Origin of the sequence: Halomonas sp. TG39a (assembly GCF_000744395.1) — a bacterium.
Lineage (GTDB): Bacteria > Pseudomonadota > Gammaproteobacteria > Pseudomonadales > Halomonadaceae > Vreelandella > Vreelandella ventosae_B.
In genome coordinates, this window is record NZ_JQLV01000001.1 from 1,560,679 (window position 1) to 1,577,461 (window position 16,783).

The 16,783-nt window shown below is 55.8% G+C and carries 15 protein-coding genes; 3 read left to right on the forward strand and 12 right to left on the reverse strand.

The genetic code is table 11. The features are described from left to right. Positions 1–12 precede the first annotated feature (12 nt). Genes U738_RS06830 through U738_RS06840 form a run of 3 tightly spaced genes read right to left on the reverse strand, consistent with a single transcriptional unit; the run spans position 13 to position 2,386 of the window. Positions 13–693: an anthranilate synthase component II gene (locus U738_RS06830; protein WP_035578643.1), complete on the reverse strand. Its 681-nt coding sequence runs from the start codon at positions 691–693 to the stop codon at positions 13–15. Then, complete coding sequence (locus tag U738_RS06835) at positions 690–2,111, reverse strand: anthranilate synthase component I family protein (protein ID WP_035578645.1); 1,422 nt, start codon at positions 2,109–2,111, stop codon at positions 690–692. Before U738_RS06835 ends, U738_RS06830 begins: the two co-directional genes overlap by 4 nt. Beyond that, positions 2,108–2,386 carry a Trp family transcriptional regulator gene (locus U738_RS06840; RefSeq protein ID WP_035578647.1) on the reverse strand — a complete coding sequence of 93 codons (279 nt, stop codon included), beginning with the start codon at positions 2,384–2,386 and terminating at the stop codon, positions 2,108–2,110. The genes U738_RS06835 and U738_RS06840 overlap by 4 nt, the downstream gene beginning before the upstream one ends. A 100-nt stretch (positions 2,387–2,486) precedes the next feature. On the opposite strand from U738_RS06840, the gene U738_RS06845 reads away from it, so the two are divergent. After that, the gene (locus tag U738_RS06845) at positions 2,487–4,379 is read left to right on the forward strand and encodes a monovalent cation:proton antiporter-2 (CPA2) family protein (RefSeq protein WP_035578649.1); all 1,893 of its coding nucleotides are present in this window, start codon (positions 2,487–2,489) and stop codon (positions 4,377–4,379) included. Here U738_RS06845 and U738_RS06850 read toward each other — a convergent pair. The 9 genes from U738_RS06850 to U738_RS06890 all read right to left on the reverse strand — a co-directional run bounded on the left by U738_RS06850 (position 4,376) and on the right by U738_RS06890 (position 14,845). Further along, positions 4,376–4,939 (reverse strand): hypothetical protein, encoded by a 564-nt coding sequence (locus tag U738_RS06850; protein WP_035578650.1) that lies wholly within the window; start codon positions 4,937–4,939, stop codon positions 4,376–4,378. The two genes, U738_RS06845 and U738_RS06850, sit on opposite strands and share 4 nt — an antisense overlap. A gap of 92 nt (positions 4,940–5,031) precedes the next feature. Then, positions 5,032–5,856, reverse strand: coding sequence for a class I SAM-dependent methyltransferase (locus U738_RS06855; protein ID WP_035578651.1), 825 nt, complete (start codon positions 5,854–5,856; stop codon positions 5,032–5,034). A gap of 3 nt (positions 5,857–5,859) precedes the next feature. Continuing rightward, the gene (locus U738_RS06860) at positions 5,860–7,563 is read right to left on the reverse strand and encodes an AMP-binding protein (protein WP_035578652.1); all 1,704 of its coding nucleotides are present in this window, start codon (positions 7,561–7,563) and stop codon (positions 5,860–5,862) included. Positions 7,564–7,649: 86 nt separating this feature from the next. Continuing rightward, positions 7,650–8,570, reverse strand: coding sequence for a hydroxymethylglutaryl-CoA lyase (locus U738_RS06865; protein ID WP_035578654.1), 921 nt, complete (start codon positions 8,568–8,570; stop codon positions 7,650–7,652). Between the two features lie 10 nt (positions 8,571–8,580). Continuing rightward, on the reverse strand, positions 8,581–10,662 hold the full coding sequence (locus U738_RS06870; RefSeq protein WP_050713555.1) for an acetyl/propionyl/methylcrotonyl-CoA carboxylase subunit alpha: 2,082 nt from the start codon (positions 10,660–10,662) through the stop codon (positions 8,581–8,583). Next, complete coding sequence (locus U738_RS06875; RefSeq protein WP_035578656.1) at positions 10,659–11,483, reverse strand: enoyl-CoA hydratase/isomerase family protein; 825 nt, start codon at positions 11,481–11,483, stop codon at positions 10,659–10,661. Before U738_RS06875 ends, U738_RS06870 begins: the two co-directional genes overlap by 4 nt. 12 nt (positions 11,484–11,495) lie before the next feature. Then, entirely contained in the window at positions 11,496–13,103 is a 1,608-nt protein-coding gene (locus tag U738_RS06880) for a carboxyl transferase domain-containing protein (RefSeq protein ID WP_035578659.1), read from the reverse strand. Between the two features lie 10 nt (positions 13,104–13,113). Next, entirely contained in the window at positions 13,114–14,283 is a 1,170-nt protein-coding gene (locus U738_RS06885) for an isovaleryl-CoA dehydrogenase (protein ID WP_027959155.1), read from the reverse strand. A gap of 94 nt (positions 14,284–14,377) precedes the next feature. Then, entirely contained in the window at positions 14,378–14,845 is a 468-nt protein-coding gene (locus tag U738_RS06890) for a MerR family transcriptional regulator (RefSeq protein WP_022523812.1), read from the reverse strand. Between the two features lie 326 nt (positions 14,846–15,171). Here U738_RS06890 and U738_RS06895 point away from each other — a divergent pair, with 326 nt between their 5' ends. Together U738_RS06895 and U738_RS06900 are read left to right on the forward strand one after the other, a co-directional pair. Then, positions 15,172–15,978, forward strand: a complete 807-nt coding sequence (locus U738_RS06895; RefSeq protein WP_022523811.1) for an ABC transporter ATP-binding protein — start codon at positions 15,172–15,174, stop codon at positions 15,976–15,978. Next, entirely contained in the window at positions 15,975–16,718 is a 744-nt protein-coding gene (locus U738_RS06900) for an ABC transporter ATP-binding protein (RefSeq protein ID WP_035578660.1), read from the forward strand. The genes U738_RS06895 and U738_RS06900 overlap by 4 nt, the downstream gene beginning before the upstream one ends. Positions 16,719–16,783 lie beyond the last annotated feature (65 nt).

Consider the following 16,783-nt stretch of genomic DNA (forward strand, 5'->3'; position numbering starts at 1 on the left):
TATGCTGGGTACCTACGCTCTGGCGTGGTTGCTGGGCGCGAAAAGAAAATTAGCGATTAGCTCTTTACCGCCCTCGGTGGCAAACGATTCCGGGTGAAACTGGATGCCATGAATCGGGTACTCCCGATGTTTAACGCCCATTAGTTCGAATTCGCCCAGTGCCTGCCAGCGGCTGCGCTGCTCAAAGCTATCGGCTGCAAGTGCGCCTACGGTGGCGGTTACTTCCAGGCACTCGGGTAGAGTGATCGCATCGGCAATTAGCGAGTGGTAGCGCATCACTTCAAGCTGGTCAGGCACGCCGTTAAACACCGATGCGTTATTGTGGTTGATCGGGCTGATCTTGCCATGCATCGGCAGCGGCGCTTTGACTACCTTGCCGCCAAACACGTGCACGATGCCCTGCATGCCCAGGCATACTCCCAGCAGCGGCGTGGTTTTGCCCAGTTTTTCGATCACTTCTGCACACACACCAAAGTAGCGCGGGTCATCCGGCGAGCCGGGGCCGGGGGAGATAATAATGCGATCCGGTGCCATGGCTTCGATGGCGTGGAAATCGATTTGATTATTGCGCTTAACGAGTATCTCGAAATTGGCCAGCCCGCCGCGATTCTTCTCCGTGGTTAGAATCTCTCCAATAAACTGGTAGAGGTTATAGGTGAAGGAGTCGTAATTATCGATGATCAGTACCTTCATGCTTGGCTCTCCATGTCCGTCTCCATAAAGGGGGTAAGGGCTTTGCGTGTACCGGCAAACTTGCGGCGGATCTCCTCGTACTCATCGGCAGCGTTGCTATCAAACACATTGCCACCGCAGGTTTGCACGTAGGCACGTTCACCATTCACAAACACGGTGCGAATGGGAATCGCAAAGGTGCAGTCGCCGTTAAACGAGAACTGGCCCACTGCGCCGCCGTAGGGGCCCCGACCGTCAGTTTCCAGGTCATCGATAATTTTCATCGCCTCGATTTTGGGGGCGCCGGTGAGAGTGCCCGCGGGAAAGTTGCTGGCCAGCGCGGTAAACATATCTTCACCTTCGGCGATAATGCCGACGATCTCGCTGGAAATATGCTGAACGTGGCTGAAGCGTTTGATATCCATCAGGCTGCGCACTTTGACGGTGCCAAATTGCGCCACACGACCAATATCATTGCGGTGTAGATCCACAATCATATTGTGCTCGGCGATCTCTTTGGGGTCGTTGAGCAGCGCCCGGGCGAGCTGGGTATCCTCCTGGGGCGTTTGGCCACGCAGCGTGGTGCCCGCCAGGGGGAAGGTTTCCATTTCCCCTTGGCGCAGCCGGAATAGAAGCTCGGGGCTGGCGCCAATCAGCTTCTGTTCACCAAATTTGACGTAGTACATCTGCGGCGAGGGGTTAATGGTGCGTAGCTGGTCGTACAGCGCCAAGGTATCGCCTTTGATACTAAAACGCTTTTTAAAGCCGACTTCACACTGGAACACCTTACCGTCGATAATATCCTGCTTCACCTTGGCCACCGCCTCGGCGTGCTCTGCCTGACTCATGGTGTCGCCCAGAGCGGTGATTTGCAGCGGGCCTGCTGGCTCATCGTTTGCATTGATCAGTGTCTGCAGAAAGTCGTAGCGGCTATTATCGTAGTAGAAGTAGGTGACTTCCCCGGTCATCTTGTCGAGGATAAGACCATCTTTGTAGAGCCCAAAGCGGAAGGTGTCGAAATCATCGCTGGCTTTTAACGTAAGCGAGGGCTCGAAGTACTGCATGGCGTCGTAACCAAGGTAACCGCTTAACCCACCGGCATACTTGCGGGAAATAATATTCTGCGGGATCAGACTGCGCAGCAGCTCATAGGGGTTATCGCTGGGGTAGTGTTTGGCGTTGCCTTTGCGGTCTTCGATCGTCAGCGTGTTGCCGTTGGCGTAAAGCGTGTACTCGGGATCAAAGCCAATGATCGAGTGGCGCGCCATATGGCTATCTTCGCCCAATGACTCCAGCATGTAGCAGGTATCAAACCGGCGCTCGATTTTCTGAAACAGGGCAAAGAAGTCGCAGTCCGCCGCCAAGGTCACATAGTGAGGTTTGCGTGGCAGCGTAAAAGGCTGCGGGCCTGATGAGGCCTGTGTATTGGCAGTGGTCATGATGCATCATTCCGTGAAGAAGGGCTTGAAGAGGGTAACGTGGTCAGCGCGCGGGAACCCCGCGAAACCGTAGCGATGCCCACGCCCAGGGTTTCGGCTATTTTGCGGTGAGGCACGCCTTCCTGCAGCAGTTTAAAAATCTGTAGGCGTTTACTGATTTCTTGGTACTCTGCAGGAGTCAGCAGGCTGGCCAGCGCCTCATCCATTGCGTCCGGCGAGTCGATGGCGAGCAGGTGACGAATGAGCTCAGCCTGGTAGTGTTCGTTTGTGAGCATGGTCAAGGCCGGTTAATAAGCGTGTACTAGCGTACTAGTACGGTATATTGTTGGCCAGAAAAGTCAAGCAATGCGTGTTGATTTACGTTAAGGGAATTCGATGACCGGATACTTTATTCAAGCTTTTATTTACCTTGTCGCCGCGGTGATTGCGGTACCGCTGGCCAAGCGCTTTGGCCTGGGGTCAGTGCTGGGTTATTTGGTTGCTGGGGTGGTGATTGGCCCCATTTTTGGGCTAGTGGGGCAGGAGACCACCACCATTCAGCACTTTGCCGAGTTTGGCGTGGTGATGATGCTGTTTTTGGTGGGCATGGAGCTTGACCCCAAGGGCCTTTGGGCGATGCGCGTTAGGCTGATCGGTCTGGGTGGGCTTCAGGTAGTGCTAACGGCCGCTGCTGGCACTGCCATTGCTTGGTGGCTGGGGCTTGTGTGGCAAACCGCTCTGGCGGTGGGGCTGATTTTTGCGCTCTCCTCCACGGCCATTGTATTGCAAACACTCAATGAGAAGGGGCTCGCCAAAACAGAAGGCGGGCGCAGCGCTTTCTCGGTACTGCTATTCCAGGATATTGCGGTGATCCCAATGCTGGCGTTGATTCCGCTGCTGGCGCTGCCGGAATTAATGGGCGCGGGCGGCGATGATGGCCATGCCAGCTTAAGCCTGGTAGCCCACTTGCCCGGCTGGGCGCACGCTTTAGTGGTCGTGGCAGCTATCGCAAGCGTTATTGCCGCTGGCTACTATTTGATGCCGCTGTTGTTTCGCTATGTGATTGGCTCTGGCCTGCGTGAAGTATTTACCGCTACTGCGCTGATGCTGGTGATTGGCATCGCCGCACTGATGAGTGTGGTCAATTTATCCCCCGCCCTGGGGGCCTTCCTGGCGGGGGTGGTGCTCGCCAACAGTGAATTTAAGCACGAGCTGGAAGCCAATATTGAGCCCTTCAAAGGACTACTACTGGGGCTGTTTTTTATTACCGTAGGGGCGGGCATCAACTTCTCAGTGTTAGCAGCGGAGTGGGGCACGGTGCTGTCGCTAGGCGTGGCGGTTATCGTTGTTAAAGGTGTGATTCTGCTGGGCTTGGCGCTGCTATTTCGAGTGCATGGTAGCAACGGCTGGCTGTTTACTTTAAGCCTTGCCCAAGCCGGTGAATTCGGCTTTGTGCTGCTAACCTACAGTGTTCAAAACAACGTGATTCCTACTGATATCTCTCAGATTCTCTCACTGGTGGTGGCGCTATCAATGTTCTTAACGCCGTTGCTATTTATTGCCTACGACCGGCTGGTGCTACCGCGGTACCTTATCGCTAAAAACGATGATCGCGAAGCCGATGCTATTGAGGAGCAGGCACCGGTTATCGTTGCGGGAGTAGGCCGGTTTGGACAAATTATCTGCCGCTTGCTGCGCGCCAATAATATTCCCATCGTGGCGCTGGATCTGGAGATTGAGCAGATCGAGAACCTGCGCAAAATTAACATCAAAAGCTACTTTGGCGATGCCAGCCGCTCCGACTTGCTAGAGACCGCAGGGATTGAGCACGCTAGGTTACTGGTTATCGCGTTAGACGATCGTGATCGTGCCGTACAAATGGTTAAGCATGTGAAGCATGCCTACCCCCAAGTGTGGGTGCTGGCCCGTGCATTCGACCGGGGACACGGCTATCAGCTACGTGACGCAGGGGCCGACGACGTTATCAGTGAAACCTACCACTCAGCGCTGGAACTGGGCGGGCACGCACTGACTGCCATGGGCGTGCATCCCATGCGTGCCAAGCAGATGACTTGGGCGTTTGTACAGAACGAAGATGCCCATGAGGATGAATTGTTTGCAACATGGAAGGATATTGAGGGAGGGAGTGCTTTCGGCCCTCGCTATAGTGAGCTGTTCATGAAACTCGAAGAAGCGCTCAATACCGCTATGCAGCAGGATTGGCCCGAGCCGCAACGGCAGGATGTTCCTATCTGGACACCGCCAGACCAAAGTCGCGATGCAGTTTAAAACGGCAGATGTAAGGAAGCGCTTAACATATTGAGATGACTGAGGGATGGGGCGTCGATGCGTTCGTACTCTAGGCGGCTAACGAGTCGGTTGATGGTCATGGTGGCGCCGAAACCTTGCAGCATCGCGGTGCCGCTTTCATCGGCGCCTTCCAGGTCGCTTTCACCACGCCACTCAGTGATGCCGGACTTCGCATAGACGCTGAAGGCGCCCATGCGAACACCGGCAACAATGGCACCGCCTAAACTCAGTGTATCCATAATCAGCGGATTAATGCTGGAGGATGTGGCGATTTCTTCGCTTTCCCGGTAGGCGATTTCAGCGCCAATATCGATTTGGGGGAGGCGCCAGGGGCTGTAGCCTGCGGTTACTCGAAAACCGCTGGTATAGTTATCAAGGCTTTGAAGGTCACTGCCTTCTAAGATAACGCCGTTATCCAGCTGCATGAGTTCGCTATTGGGAGCGGTATAAGCCATGACCGGCGGGGTATCGTCGGCGTAGCTGCTAAACCAAGGAACGGAGCAGCAGAGCAGGGTGCTTGCCAAGCGTTTGGTTGGCATTTTTCGTACACCTATTGTTTTATACCCATATATTGTCGTATACCCATGGGGTGTGAGAATACGGGCCGGGAGAAAAAGCTATCCCATTCAGACTAGCAACTGGCTTGGATTTCCACCACTTTAATTGCGCCCTCTGCTAAGTTATCGACTAAATTTTTACCCATTGTGATAAAGCGCTCGCCAAATACCCACTGTGGAGATAGCACCGCTTGGCGTGGCGTCTGCTCTTTTTGCCGCTGTCGCTGGCGCCACTCCAAGGCTATTTTGCTCCAGTCTTCCGTGTGTTCAAGTCGAAAACCGCCTGTTTCCAGCAATTGAGTCAGCTCCGCAATGGTCATTAGATGGGAGTGCTCAGAAGAGGCCGCCCAAGGCACTGGATAGCGAAGCTGTGCCACGTTGGGGCCGCTGATGACTTCATGCATCACTAGCTGCCCGCCAGGGCGCAGAACACGCTGGCTTTCTGCGATTACCTTGGTGGCATCGGGCATATTGAGTAGGCTGTGCTGAAAGAGCACGGCATCAAAGCTGCTATTGGCAAATGGCAGGGCGCTCGCGTTACCGGTTACCCAGATGAGTGGTAACGAGTCAGCCTGGTTAACCCGTAAACTCAGCGCTTTGTTCAGTGCACTGAAGCCATGCGTAATATCCAGCCCAGTCATCTTAAAACCCAGCGAAGCACCCTGGCGCATTAATCCGCCCAGTCCTGCGCCGATATCCAGTACCTTGCTGTGGGTGTCAGGGTTGAGGCGTGCAAGCAGCCGAGTAGAGGCCGCCACGCCACCAATATGCAGCTGATCCAAAGGGGCCAGTTGATGCAGCGTGGGGCCAGCGGGGTAGTGGGCGTCAATCTGTGCCAATACCTCATCAGCGCGCAGGGCACGCTGATAGTGATCGGCTAAAGGGTTGGAAGGGGTCATCGCTTACGATTCTTGATCCAAGCCCAGCTCTTGAATGGAAATTTCACGCATTTTAAATTTCTGAATCTTGCCGGTGACGGTCATCGGGAACTCGTCAACGAACTTAAAGTAGCGCGGAATTTTGAAGTGGGTGATCTTGCCTTTGCAGTACTCGCGCAGCGCTTCGCCGGTCACCTCATCCGCGGTGTTGTTGAGTTTTACCCAGGCAATCAGCTCTTCGCCATACTTCTTATCCGGCACGCCGGTGACCTGTACTTCTGAGATGGCCGGGTGAGCGTAGAGGAATTCCTCAATCTCTTTGGGATAAACGTTTTCGCCGCCGCGAATGACCATATCTTTGATGCGGCCTACGATCTGGATGTAACCCTCTTCATCCATGGTGGCGAGGTCGCCGGTATGCATCCAGCCCGCTTCGTCGATGGCCTCTGCGGTGGCTTTATCGTTGTTCCAGTACTTCAGCATTACGCTATAGCCGCGGGTACACAGCTCGCCGATTTCGCCCCGAGGCAGAATGCCTCCGTTGCCAGGGTCGACAATTTTGTTCTCTAAGTGAGGCTGGGTGCGGCCCACGGTGGAAACGCGTTTCTCAATACTGTCGTTGGCACCCGTTTGAGTGGAGACCGGGCTGGTTTCCGTCATGCCGTAGGCGATCTGCACGCCCTTCATATTCATCTTGTTGATCACCTGCTTCATGATTTCCGCAGGGCAGATCGAGCCCGCCATAATCCCGGTGCGCAGTGTGGAGAAGTCAGTGCTAGCAAAACCCTCGTGTTCAAGCTCGGCGATAAACATGGTGGGCACGCCGTAGAGCGCGGTGGCTTTCTGCTCGTGAACCGCTTTAAGTACTTTGCCGGGATCGAAGCCCTCATCCGGATAGATCATAGTGGCGCCGTGGGTAACACAGCCTAAGTTGCCCATTACCATGCCAAAGCAGTGATAGAGCGGTACCGGAATCACCAAACGGTCTTCGCTGGTAAAGCCCATGCTTTCCGCCACAAAAAAACCGTTATTGAGAATATTGTGGTGGGAAAGCGTTGCGCCTTTAGGAAAGCCCGTGGTGCCCGAGGTGTACTGGATATTGATCGCATCATCAAACTGCAGCGTCGCCTGCAGGTCGTCAACGTCAGTTTGGCTAACTTTGTTGGCTTCTTTCATCAGGTCAGACCAGCGCCACATGCCGCTGAGCTTTTCGCTGCTTAAATTAATAATGCACTCAAGGTCGGGCAGCTTTTGTGACTTCAGCTCGCCATCGTTACTGGCTTTTAATTCGGGTGCCAGCTCATACAGCATGGCGCTGTAGTCAGAGCTTTTAAAGCTGTTGGCAGTGACCAGAAAGCGCGCGCCAGACTGGTTCAGTGCGTATTCCAGCTCATGGGTACGGTAAGAGGGATTAATGTTGACCAGGATGGCGCCAATTTTGGCGGTGGCAAACTGGGTTAACGTCCACTCGCTGCAGTTAGGCGCCCACATGGCAACGCGGTCACCCTTATTAACGCCAATGGAGAGCAGCGCGCGGGCACAGCGGTTAACCTCTTCGTGAAGCTGGCGATAGCTCCAGTGAATATTCTGGTGCAGCACAATCAGGGCGTCGTTATCAGCATGCTGTGTCGCGATTTGATCAAATTTATCGCCAATCGTCATACCTAGAAGCGGCTTGTCTGCCATGCTGCTGGAGTAGCTGGGTTGGGTAAGGGTAGATGATGCCATGGTGTATCTCTCCGAGATTTTTTTTGTCCGAACGGGAAGGCAGAGGATAGTTAGCTGCTTTTAATTTTTATTATTCACTTCTCATTTCAACGGCTAGGGCCTTTTGCCAGGGCGACTTTGGAACTGGGCTTGCGGCCTAGCTCGCCGGTGATCCAAAAGCCGGTATCGATCACTGCCTGCAGGTCGATACCCGTTTCAATCCCCAGCCCTTCAAGCATGTAGAGCACGTCTTCGGTGGCCACATTGCCGGAGGCGCCCTTGGCGTAGGGGCAGCCGCCGAGGCCTGCCGTGGCAGCGTCAATAACGCTGACGCCTTCTTCCATTACCGCGTACAGATTGGCCAGCGCCATGCCGTAGGTATCGTGAAAGTGGGCCGCCAGGAACTCAATGGGCACCTGCTGCTGAACGGCTTCAATCATGCGCTTGGCAGCCAGCGGTGTACCGACGCCAATGGTGTCCCCTAGCGACACTTCGTAGCAGCCCATCTCATAAAGTGCCTTGGTGACTTCGGCTACTTTGCCAGGCGCGATTTCGCCCTCATAAGGGCAGCCCAATACGCAGGAGACGTAGCCGCGTACACGTACGCCCGCATCGCCTGCGCGCTTGAGCACCGGTTCAAAGCGTGCCAGCGATTCGGCAATTGAGCAGTTGATGTTCTTTTGCGAGAAAGCTTCAGATGCAGCACCAAATACTGCGACCTCTTCAACGCCAACGGATAAGGCGTTTTCAAGCCCTTTCAGGTTAGGCGTGAGCGCTGAGTAAACCACGCCGGGTTGGCGCTTAATACCAGCCATCACTTCGATGGCGTCACCCATTTGCGGCACCCATTTGGGTGACACAAAGCTGGCGGCTTCAATATGCGTCATACCCGCCTTGGCAAGCCGCTCGATCAGGGCAATTTTGGTCGCCGTGGGTACAATCCCCCCTGGCTCGTTTTGTAGGCCGTCCCGGGGGGCCATTTCAAACAGGCGAACTTGCTGAGGTAAGGTAGATTGGCGCAGTGTCATGGAGAGCTCCTTATTCGTTGGCCGCAAAGTCGAGCAGCACGGCGCCTTGGCTCACGGTGTCACCGGCTTGGAAGTGGAAGGTTTCCACGCTGCCGTCCGTCGGAGCGGTCATGGTGTGCTCCATTTTCATGGCTTCCATCACCATTAGCGGCATGCCTTTTTCAACATTAACGCCGGGCTCTACCAGCAATGCAACGACCGTGCCGTTCATGGGTGCGGTTAGCGTGGATTCTGCCTCGTGGTGACCGTGATCAATGGCATCGATGCGCCGCCAGAACAGGCGGGTTTCACCGCTGGGGTCGGCCATGACCACCACATGACCGTCGCGGCGGGCCTGCAGGCGACGGCGGTGGCCATTCAAGGTAACTGCTACCGCATCGCCGGTGAGCGGCTGCAAACTCGCGGTAAGGGTTTCATCACCAATAGTGAGATTCCACAGCGACTCGCCAGGGCTGCGTTTACCTTCGACGATCACTACCGCTTCATCGCTATCCGGCGCTTGTGCACTTGCCGGGTCACACAGGGCAATGCGAATGGTGTGCGGGGCGTTGAGGCGGAAGCCGTCGTGGCGATCCCAGGGCGAGTCGCTTTCGCACTCCTGGGTAAGTTGATTCAGGCCAATCAGCGCGGCACTCGCGTAGGCCTCCATGCTGTAAGTACGGGCTGCAAACAGCGTCGCTTCGTTGCGCTCGATAAAGCGGGTATCCAGCTCCACGTTCTTAAAGCCCGGATGCGTTGCCAGGCGCATTAGGAAGGCGCGGTTAGTCACGACTCCTTGGACATCTAAAGCTGCCAGCGCACGATTAAGGGTAGCCAGCGCGGCATCACGATCGGCGCCGTGAACGATTAGCTTGGCGAGCATGGGGTCGTAGTGCATCGACACCGCATCGCCGCTCTCTACACCGCTATCCAAACGTACCTGGTCGCCGCTTAGACCAGCGCCTTCTAAATCCAGTGCAAAGCGAGTGAGCAGGCCGGTAGCGGGCAGGAAATCCTGGTCCGGGTCTTCGGCGTAGATACGCGCTTCAAAGCTATGGCCGGTAATCGTTAGTTCGTTCTGGGTGCAAGGCAGCGGCTCGCCCATGGCGACGCGCAGCTGCCACTCGACCAAATCCTGGCCGGTGATCATCTCAGTGACGGGGTGTTCGACCTGGAGGCGAGTGTTCATCTCCATAAAGTAGAACGAACCATCAATGTCTAAAAGAAACTCGACGGTGCCTGCGCCTACGTAGCCGATCTCCTGGGCGGCGCGTACGGCAGCATCGCCCATGGCGCTACGTAGCTCCGCGGTCATGCCGGGGGCGGGGGCTTCTTCGATCACCTTTTGATGACGGCGCTGAACGCTGCAGTCCCGCTCGAACAGGTAAACGCCGTTGCCATGGCGGTCGCAAAATACCTGCACTTCCACATGGCGGGGCTGCACCAGATACTTCTCGATCAGCATCCGGTCATCACTAAAAGCAGCTTTGGATTCACGGCGGCAGCCATCCAATGCGGCCTGAAAACTATTACCAGACTCAACCACGCGCATCCCTTTACCACCGCCGCCGGCGCTGGCTTTGAGCATCACCGGGTAGCCGATTTTGTCGGCTTCGCTGCGCAGCAGGGCGTCGTCCTGATCGTCGCCGTGATAGCCCGGCACCAGCGGCACGCCCGCATTGGCCATACGCGCTTTAGCAGCGGATTTATCGCCCATGGCAGCAATTGCTGAGGCGGGCGGGCCGACGAAGGTAATGCCCGCTTCTTCAAGGGCTTTGACGAAGGTACCGTTTTCGGAAAGAAAGCCGTAGCCGGGGTGAATAGCGCCGGTGCCGGTGCGCTTGGCAGCTTCGATCACCGCATCAATATTGAGATAGCTTTCCCGCGCGGCGGCAGGCCCCAGACGAACGGCCTCGTCGGCCTCACGCACGTGGCGTGCGCTGGCATCGGCGTCAGAGTAAACCGCGACGGTTTTCAGGCCCATACGGCGGGCAGTGCGCATCACGCGGCAGGCGATTTCACCGCGGTTGGCGACCAGAAGCGTGTCAAAAGGCGTCGTGCGAGCGGCTTTTTCGGCTCTTTCGTTTTTATCAATTGGGGGTGAATGACTCATGAGCGACGCTCCGAAGCGTGGGGTGTGTTATTAGAATCGGCCCAGGCGGGGCGGCGCTTTTCAAAGAAACTGGATAAGCCCTCTTGGCCCTCTTGGCTTACCCGCAGTTTGGCGATCACCTGACAGGTATGTTCGCGGGTGGCGTCACTGTCAGGCGCTTGAGCGACCGAGGCCATCAGCGCTTTGGTGGCGCGCTGGGCTTGGGGCGAGCCGGCTAACAGGGTTGCCAGCAGGGCGTCCACTTCGTCGTCTAGCTTATCGTGCTCCACCACCAGATGGACTAAACCCAGCGCGAGCGCTATTTCGGCGTCCATGACTTCTGCGGTTAACGCATAGCGGCGCATCTGTCGCTCGCCCAGAGCCCGCTGCACGTAAGGGCTGATGACTGCGGGCGATAGGCCAATTTTGACTTCCGAAAGGCAGAATTTGGCTTTGCCCGAGGCGATCACCACATCGCAGCAAGCAGCCAAGCCCACCGCGCCGCCAAAGGCTGCGCCTTGCACACGGCAGAGGGTAGGGCAGGGCAGCGTATCCAGGCCATGCATTAGCGCGGCGAGCTTGCGGGAATCGGCGAGGTTATCTTCCAGGTCGTAATCGACCATGCGCTTCATCCAGTTCAGATCGGCACCCGCGGAGAAGCTTTTGCCTTCTGAACCCAGCACTACCGCGCGCACGTCGCCTGATTCGGCCAACGAATGCAACTGGTCAAGGTGCGCGTTTAGCTCAGCAATCAGGCTGTCATCAAAAGCGTTATGCACTTCGGGGCGGTTTAAGGTCAGGCGCGCCACACCCTCTTCTATATTCAGTGTTGAGTAAGCCATGGTAAGACCCCCTTACATCCGGAACACGCCGAAGCGTGTCTCTTCGATTTCTGCGTTCATCGCGGCAGCTAAAGAAAGCCCTAACACATCGCGGGTTTGCAGCGGATCAATCACGCCGTCGTCCCATAAGCGGGCGCTGGCGTAGTAGGGGTGGCCCTGATGCTCGTACTGGTCGCGGGTGGGCTGCTTAAAGGCTTCTTCGTCCGCTTTACTCCACTCGCGGCCTTCGCGCTCATGTTGCTCGCGCTTAACCTGGGCCAGCACGCCCGCCGCCTGCTCGCCGCCCATCACTGAAATGCGCGCGTTGGGCCACATAAACAGCAGGTTGGGGTCGTAAGCGCGGCCACACATACCGTAGTTACCGGCGCCGAAGCTGCCGCCAATCAGAACGGTGTATTTGGGCACCTTGGCGCAGGCTACGGCAGTCACAAGTTTGGCGCCGTGCTTGGCGATGCCTTCGTGCTCGTATTTGGAGCCGACCATAAAGCCGGTAATGTTCTGCAGGAAGATCAGCGGGATCTTGCGCTGGGCGCAAAGCTCGATAAAGTGCGCGCCTTTCACCGCACTTTCGGAAAACAGCACGCCGTTATTGGCCACAATACCCACTGGGTAGCCGTGAATATGGGCAAAGCCGGTGACCAGGGTTTCACCGTAGTAGCGCTTGAACTCGTCAAAGTCGGAGTCATCGACGATGCGGCCAATCACTTCCCGCACGTCGTAGGGCTTTTTCAGGTCGGTACCGACAATGCCGTACAGCTCAGCAGGGTCAAGCTTGGGTGGCTTGGGTGCCTGCATGGCGAGCTTGCCACGCTTTTGCCAGTTCAGCCGCGACACACAGGCGCGAGCCAACTGTAGCGCATGGGCGTCGTTTTCCGCGTAGTGGTCGGCGACACCGCTGACCTTGGCGTGAACATCTGCACCGCCCAGATCTTCAGCGCTAATGCTTTCACCGGTGGCGGCTTTTACCAAGGGCGGGCCACCCAGGAAAATCGTTCCCTGTTCTTTGACGATGATCGACTCATCCGCCATTGCAGGCACATAAGCGCCACCTGCGGTACACGACCCCATCACCACGGCGATTTGCGGGATGCCCTCGGCGGACATGGTCGCCTGATTATAGAAAATGCGCCCGAAGTGATCACGGTCGGGGAAGACTTCATCCTGGCGGGGCAGAAAGGCACCGCCGGAATCGACTAAATAGATACACGGCAGGCGATGCTTGCGGGCAATCTCCTGGGCGCGAATATGCTTTTTCACCGTGAGCGGAAAGTAGGTGCCGCCTTTCACCGTGGCATCGTTAGCGACGATCACGCACTCCACGCCGGAAACACGGCCAATACCAGTGACCACACCAGCGGCAGGGATCTCGCTATCGTATATGTTGTGCGCCGCAAGGGCGGAAAACTCTAGAAATGGCGAACCTTCATCAATCAAGTGATCGATGCGGTCGCGTACAAACAGCTTGCCGCGGCTTTCGTGACGCTCGCGGGCTTTGGCACCGCCACCCTGGGCGACGGCAGCGGTCAGTTCACGCAGTTTGTTCACTTCACCGAGCATTGAGGCTTCGTTGGCTTGAAACACATCGCTGCGCGGGTTGATCTGAGTGGAAATGGAGCTCATGACAGGACCCTTACTTACTTTCGGTGAAGAGTTCGCGACCAATTAGCATCCGCCGAATCTCGCTGGTGCCTGCGCCGATCTCATACAGCTTGGCGTCGCGCAGTAGGCGCCCGGTGGGGTATTCGTTGATATAGCCGTTGCCGCCGAGCAGTTGAATGGAGTCCAGCGCTACCTGAGTGGCTTTTTCGGCGCAGTAGAGAATCACCCCGGCAGCGTCTTTGCGGGACGTTTGGCCACGGTCACAGGCACCGGCTACGGCGTATAAATAGGCGCGGCAGGCGTTCAGGGTGGTGTACATATCCGCCACTTTGCCCTGCACCAGCTGGAACTCACCGATTGACTGGTTGAACTGCTTGCGCTCGTGGATATAGGGCATCACCACATCCATGGCGGCCTGCATAATGCCGATCGGGCCAGCTGCAAGCACTGTGCGCTCGTAATCCAAGCCGCTCATGAGTACGCGTACGCCTTTGCCTTCCCCACCGAGAATGTTTTCAGCGGGAACGGCGCAATCCTGGAATACCAGCTCACAAGTGTTGGAACCGCGCATGCCTAGCTTGTCGAGCTTCTGGGCGGTGGAGAAACCGGGCATGCCTTTTTCGATAATAAACGCAGTGATGCCTTTGGAACCGGCGTCTGGATCTGTTTTGGCGTACACCACCAGTACGTCCGCATCCGGACCGTTGGTGATCCACATTTTATTACCGTTAAGGATGTAGTGATCGCCATTCTGCTTGGCACGCAGCTGCATCGAGACCACATCCGAGCCTGCGCCGGGTTCCGACATGGCTAAAGCGCCCACGTGGTCGCCGCTGATCAGTTTGGGGAGGTACTTGGCTTTCTGCTCGGGGGAGGCGTTGATCTTGATCTGGTTAACACACAAGTTGGAGTGGGCGCCGTAAGAGAGCGCTACCGATGCGCTGGCCCGGGAGATCTCTTCCATGGCGATGCAGTGGGCCAGATAGCCCATGCCGCTGCCGCCATCCTCTTCAGAGACGGTAATCCCCAATAGCCCCATATCGCCAAACTTCTTCCACAGGTCGTTAGGGAACTCGTTGTTGCGGTCGATTTCGGCCGCACGGGGGGCAATCTCGCTGGCAGCAAAGGCGTTGACCTGCTCGCGTAACATGTTCAGTTCGTCTTCGAGGCCAAAATTGAGTTCTGAGTAGTGTGAAAACATGGTCAATCACCTGTGCTGATTATTTGTGTTTGCTATCTGTAATTAGCCATCTGGGCTGGCGTAGCTGTGTCGGCTAATCGAGCTGGCGGACGCGTCAGTGCATAGTGGCGGAAGAGGGGGCTGAGGCTTTATCGGCCGAACTCGCGTGCTCTTCTTCGTTTTGTGTTTCTTGAGGCTCTTTTTCGAGTAGTTCTTCGAGCGCTTGGCGGCAGCGGATCTCAGCGCTTTCAAGCTCTAGCTGAACCATGGTGATGTCTTTCATTTGTTGATCCAGCGCCGCACGGCGCTCGCCTATTTTGCTAAGCATTAGATGCAGCTGTTTTTTGCTGCCGCTGCGGGTTTCGTCCCAAAGTTCGAACAGTTCGCGTATCTCTGCCAATGAAAACCCCAGCCGCTTACCGCGAATGGTGAGCTTCAGACGTACACGGTCTTTGCTGCTGTAAACCCTGGTTTGCCCGCGGCGCGTAGGGTGGAGCAGCTCCTGATCTTCATAGAAGCGGATGCTACGGGTGGTTAAATCAAACTCGTTGGCTAGTTCACTGATCGAGTAAGTTTTGCTCATGGTGACGTTCTCTCACAAAGTCGTTGTTCCCAATATATGACGCCTATGGAACACTGCCACTGAGGCTAAAACAAGTTTACGTTAACGTAAAGCAATTGTTGCTAGCAGTTGAAAAGCGTTGAAATCAGGTAAGTCGTTGATATTTATGTTTTGAAGACAGTTGTTAATTCAGGAGAATGTCGTCGATAGACCAAAGTTGTAATTGTATTGCTATAGCGACAGTTGCTAGTTTGCACATACACCTTACGTTCAGGTAAGGCAGTAGCAGCCGCTTTTGCCATGCCTGTAAAGAATTAGCACAACAACAATAAGAGGCTTGCCACTCTATGAGTGCAAACGATGTCCTTCAGGGACCTGTCCTCGAAACCCGAGGGCTGACCAAAGAGTTTCGCGGCTTCACCGCCGTGGACGATGTCAACCTCCAGGTACAGGAAGGGCATATTCACGCACTGATTGGCCCCAATGGTGCTGGTAAAACCACCGTATTTAACTTATTGACCAAATTTCTGCCGCCTACCCGCGGCGATATTTTGTATCGCGGCAACTCAATCACCAGTAAAAAATCCAACGAAATAGCTCAGTTAGGGTTGGTGCGTTCGTTTCAGATTTCTGCGGTATTCGCCCACATGACCGCGTTGGAGAATGTTCGAGTGGCCCTGCAGCGTAAACTGGGTACCTCGTTTCATTTCTGGAAATCTGAGAAATCCCTGGATCACCTTAATGAGCGCGCGCTTGAGCTACTGGAAGAAGTGGGGTTGCGGGAATATGCCGATACGCTAACGGTAGAGATGCCCTACGGTCGTAAACGAGCACTTGAACTGGCCACTACCCTTGCGCTTGACCCCACCATGATGCTGCTTGATGAACCTACCCAAGGCATGGGCGCAGAAGACGTCGACCGCATCGTGGCGCTGATTAAGCGTGTCTCCCAGGGGCGCACCGTATTAATGGTGGAGCACAACCTGAGCGTGGTTAGCCGCCTATGTGACCGCATCACCGTGTTGGCGCGAGGCGCTGTTTTGGCTGAGGGCGATTACGACGCTGTCTCTCGGAATCCATTGGTACGCGAAGCCTATATGGGCAGCGATGCCGCGGAAGAGGATGGTTCTGAAAAAGAGGGAGCTGCCGTATGAATATCGCTGAGGCCGAAGTGCCGGTTGAAAACACGCAAAGCCTGGAAATGTTGCGCGTGCAGGATCTACACGCCTTTTATGGCGAGTCGCACATCCTGCACGGCGTCAATTTTGATGTGAAGCGTGGCGAGCTGGTAACGCTGCTGGGGCGTAACGGCGCCGGGCGAAGTACCACGTTGAAATCGATCATGAACATGGTGGGGCGCAGAACGGGCTCTATTGTGATTAACGGTAATGAAACGCTGCATATGAAGCCGCACCATATCCCGCGTCTCGGAGTGGGTTACTGCCCGGAAGAGCGCGGCATTTTTGCAAGCTTGGATGTGCACGAGAACCTATTGCTTCCACCCACTGTGCGTTCCGGCGGTATGAGCCTGGACGAAATCTACGCCATGTTCCCGAACCTTTATGAGCGGCGTAGAAGCCAGGGGACGCGGCTTTCCGGGGGTGAACAGCAGATGTTAGCCATGGCGCGTATCTTGCGCACCGGAGCGCGCATGCTGCTGCTCGATGAAATTACCGAGGGGTTGGCCCCGGTGATAGTGCAGAAGCTTGCCGAAGTGCTGGTTCAGTTGAAAGAGCGCGGTATGACCATTGTGCTTGTGGAGCAGAACTTTCGCTTTGCGGCGCCGCTTGCGGATCGCCACTTCGTGATGGATCACGGTCAGATTGTCGAAGAAATCAGCGCCGCGCAGCTGCCATCGCGTCGGGAACATCTCAACTCAATGCTAGGGGTATAACACACGGCTAGACACTTAAATGTTCATTCCGCCAACAGTTTCGCTGCTCACAAAACAACAATATT

Coding starts and splice junctions, on each gene's coding strand:
- U738_RS06830 (WP_035578643.1), bottom strand. CDS start 693: ATGAAGGTACTGATCATCGATAATTACGACTCCTTCACCTATAACCTC.
- U738_RS06835 (WP_035578645.1), bottom strand. CDS start 2,111: ATGACCACTGCCAATACACAGGCCTCATCAGGCCCGCAGCCTTTTACG.
- U738_RS06840 (WP_035578647.1), bottom strand. CDS start 2,386: ATGCTCACAAACGAACACTACCAGGCTGAGCTCATTCGTCACCTGCTC.
- U738_RS06845 (WP_035578649.1), top strand. CDS start 2,487: ATGACCGGATACTTTATTCAAGCTTTTATTTACCTTGTCGCCGCGGTG.
- U738_RS06850 (WP_035578650.1), bottom strand. CDS start 4,939: ATGCCAACCAAACGCTTGGCAAGCACCCTGCTCTGCTGCTCCGTTCCT.
- U738_RS06855 (WP_035578651.1), bottom strand. CDS start 5,856: ATGACCCCTTCCAACCCTTTAGCCGATCACTATCAGCGTGCCCTGCGC.
- U738_RS06860 (WP_035578652.1), bottom strand. CDS start 7,563: ATGGCATCATCTACCCTTACCCAACCCAGCTACTCCAGCAGCATGGCA.
- U738_RS06865 (WP_035578654.1), bottom strand. CDS start 8,570: ATGACACTGCGCCAATCTACCTTACCTCAGCAAGTTCGCCTGTTTGAA.
- U738_RS06870 (WP_050713555.1), bottom strand. CDS start 10,662: ATGAGTCATTCACCCCCAATTGATAAAAACGAAAGAGCCGAAAAAGCC.
- U738_RS06875 (WP_035578656.1), bottom strand. CDS start 11,483: ATGGCTTACTCAACACTGAATATAGAAGAGGGTGTGGCGCGCCTGACC.
- U738_RS06880 (WP_035578659.1), bottom strand. CDS start 13,103: ATGAGCTCCATTTCCACTCAGATCAACCCGCGCAGCGATGTGTTTCAA.
- U738_RS06885 (WP_027959155.1), bottom strand. CDS start 14,283: ATGTTTTCACACTACTCAGAACTCAATTTTGGCCTCGAAGACGAACTG.
- U738_RS06890 (WP_022523812.1), bottom strand. CDS start 14,845: ATGAGCAAAACTTACTCGATCAGTGAACTAGCCAACGAGTTTGATTTA.
- U738_RS06895 (WP_022523811.1), top strand. CDS start 15,172: ATGAGTGCAAACGATGTCCTTCAGGGACCTGTCCTCGAAACCCGAGGG.
- U738_RS06900 (WP_035578660.1), top strand. CDS start 15,975: ATGAATATCGCTGAGGCCGAAGTGCCGGTTGAAAACACGCAAAGCCTG.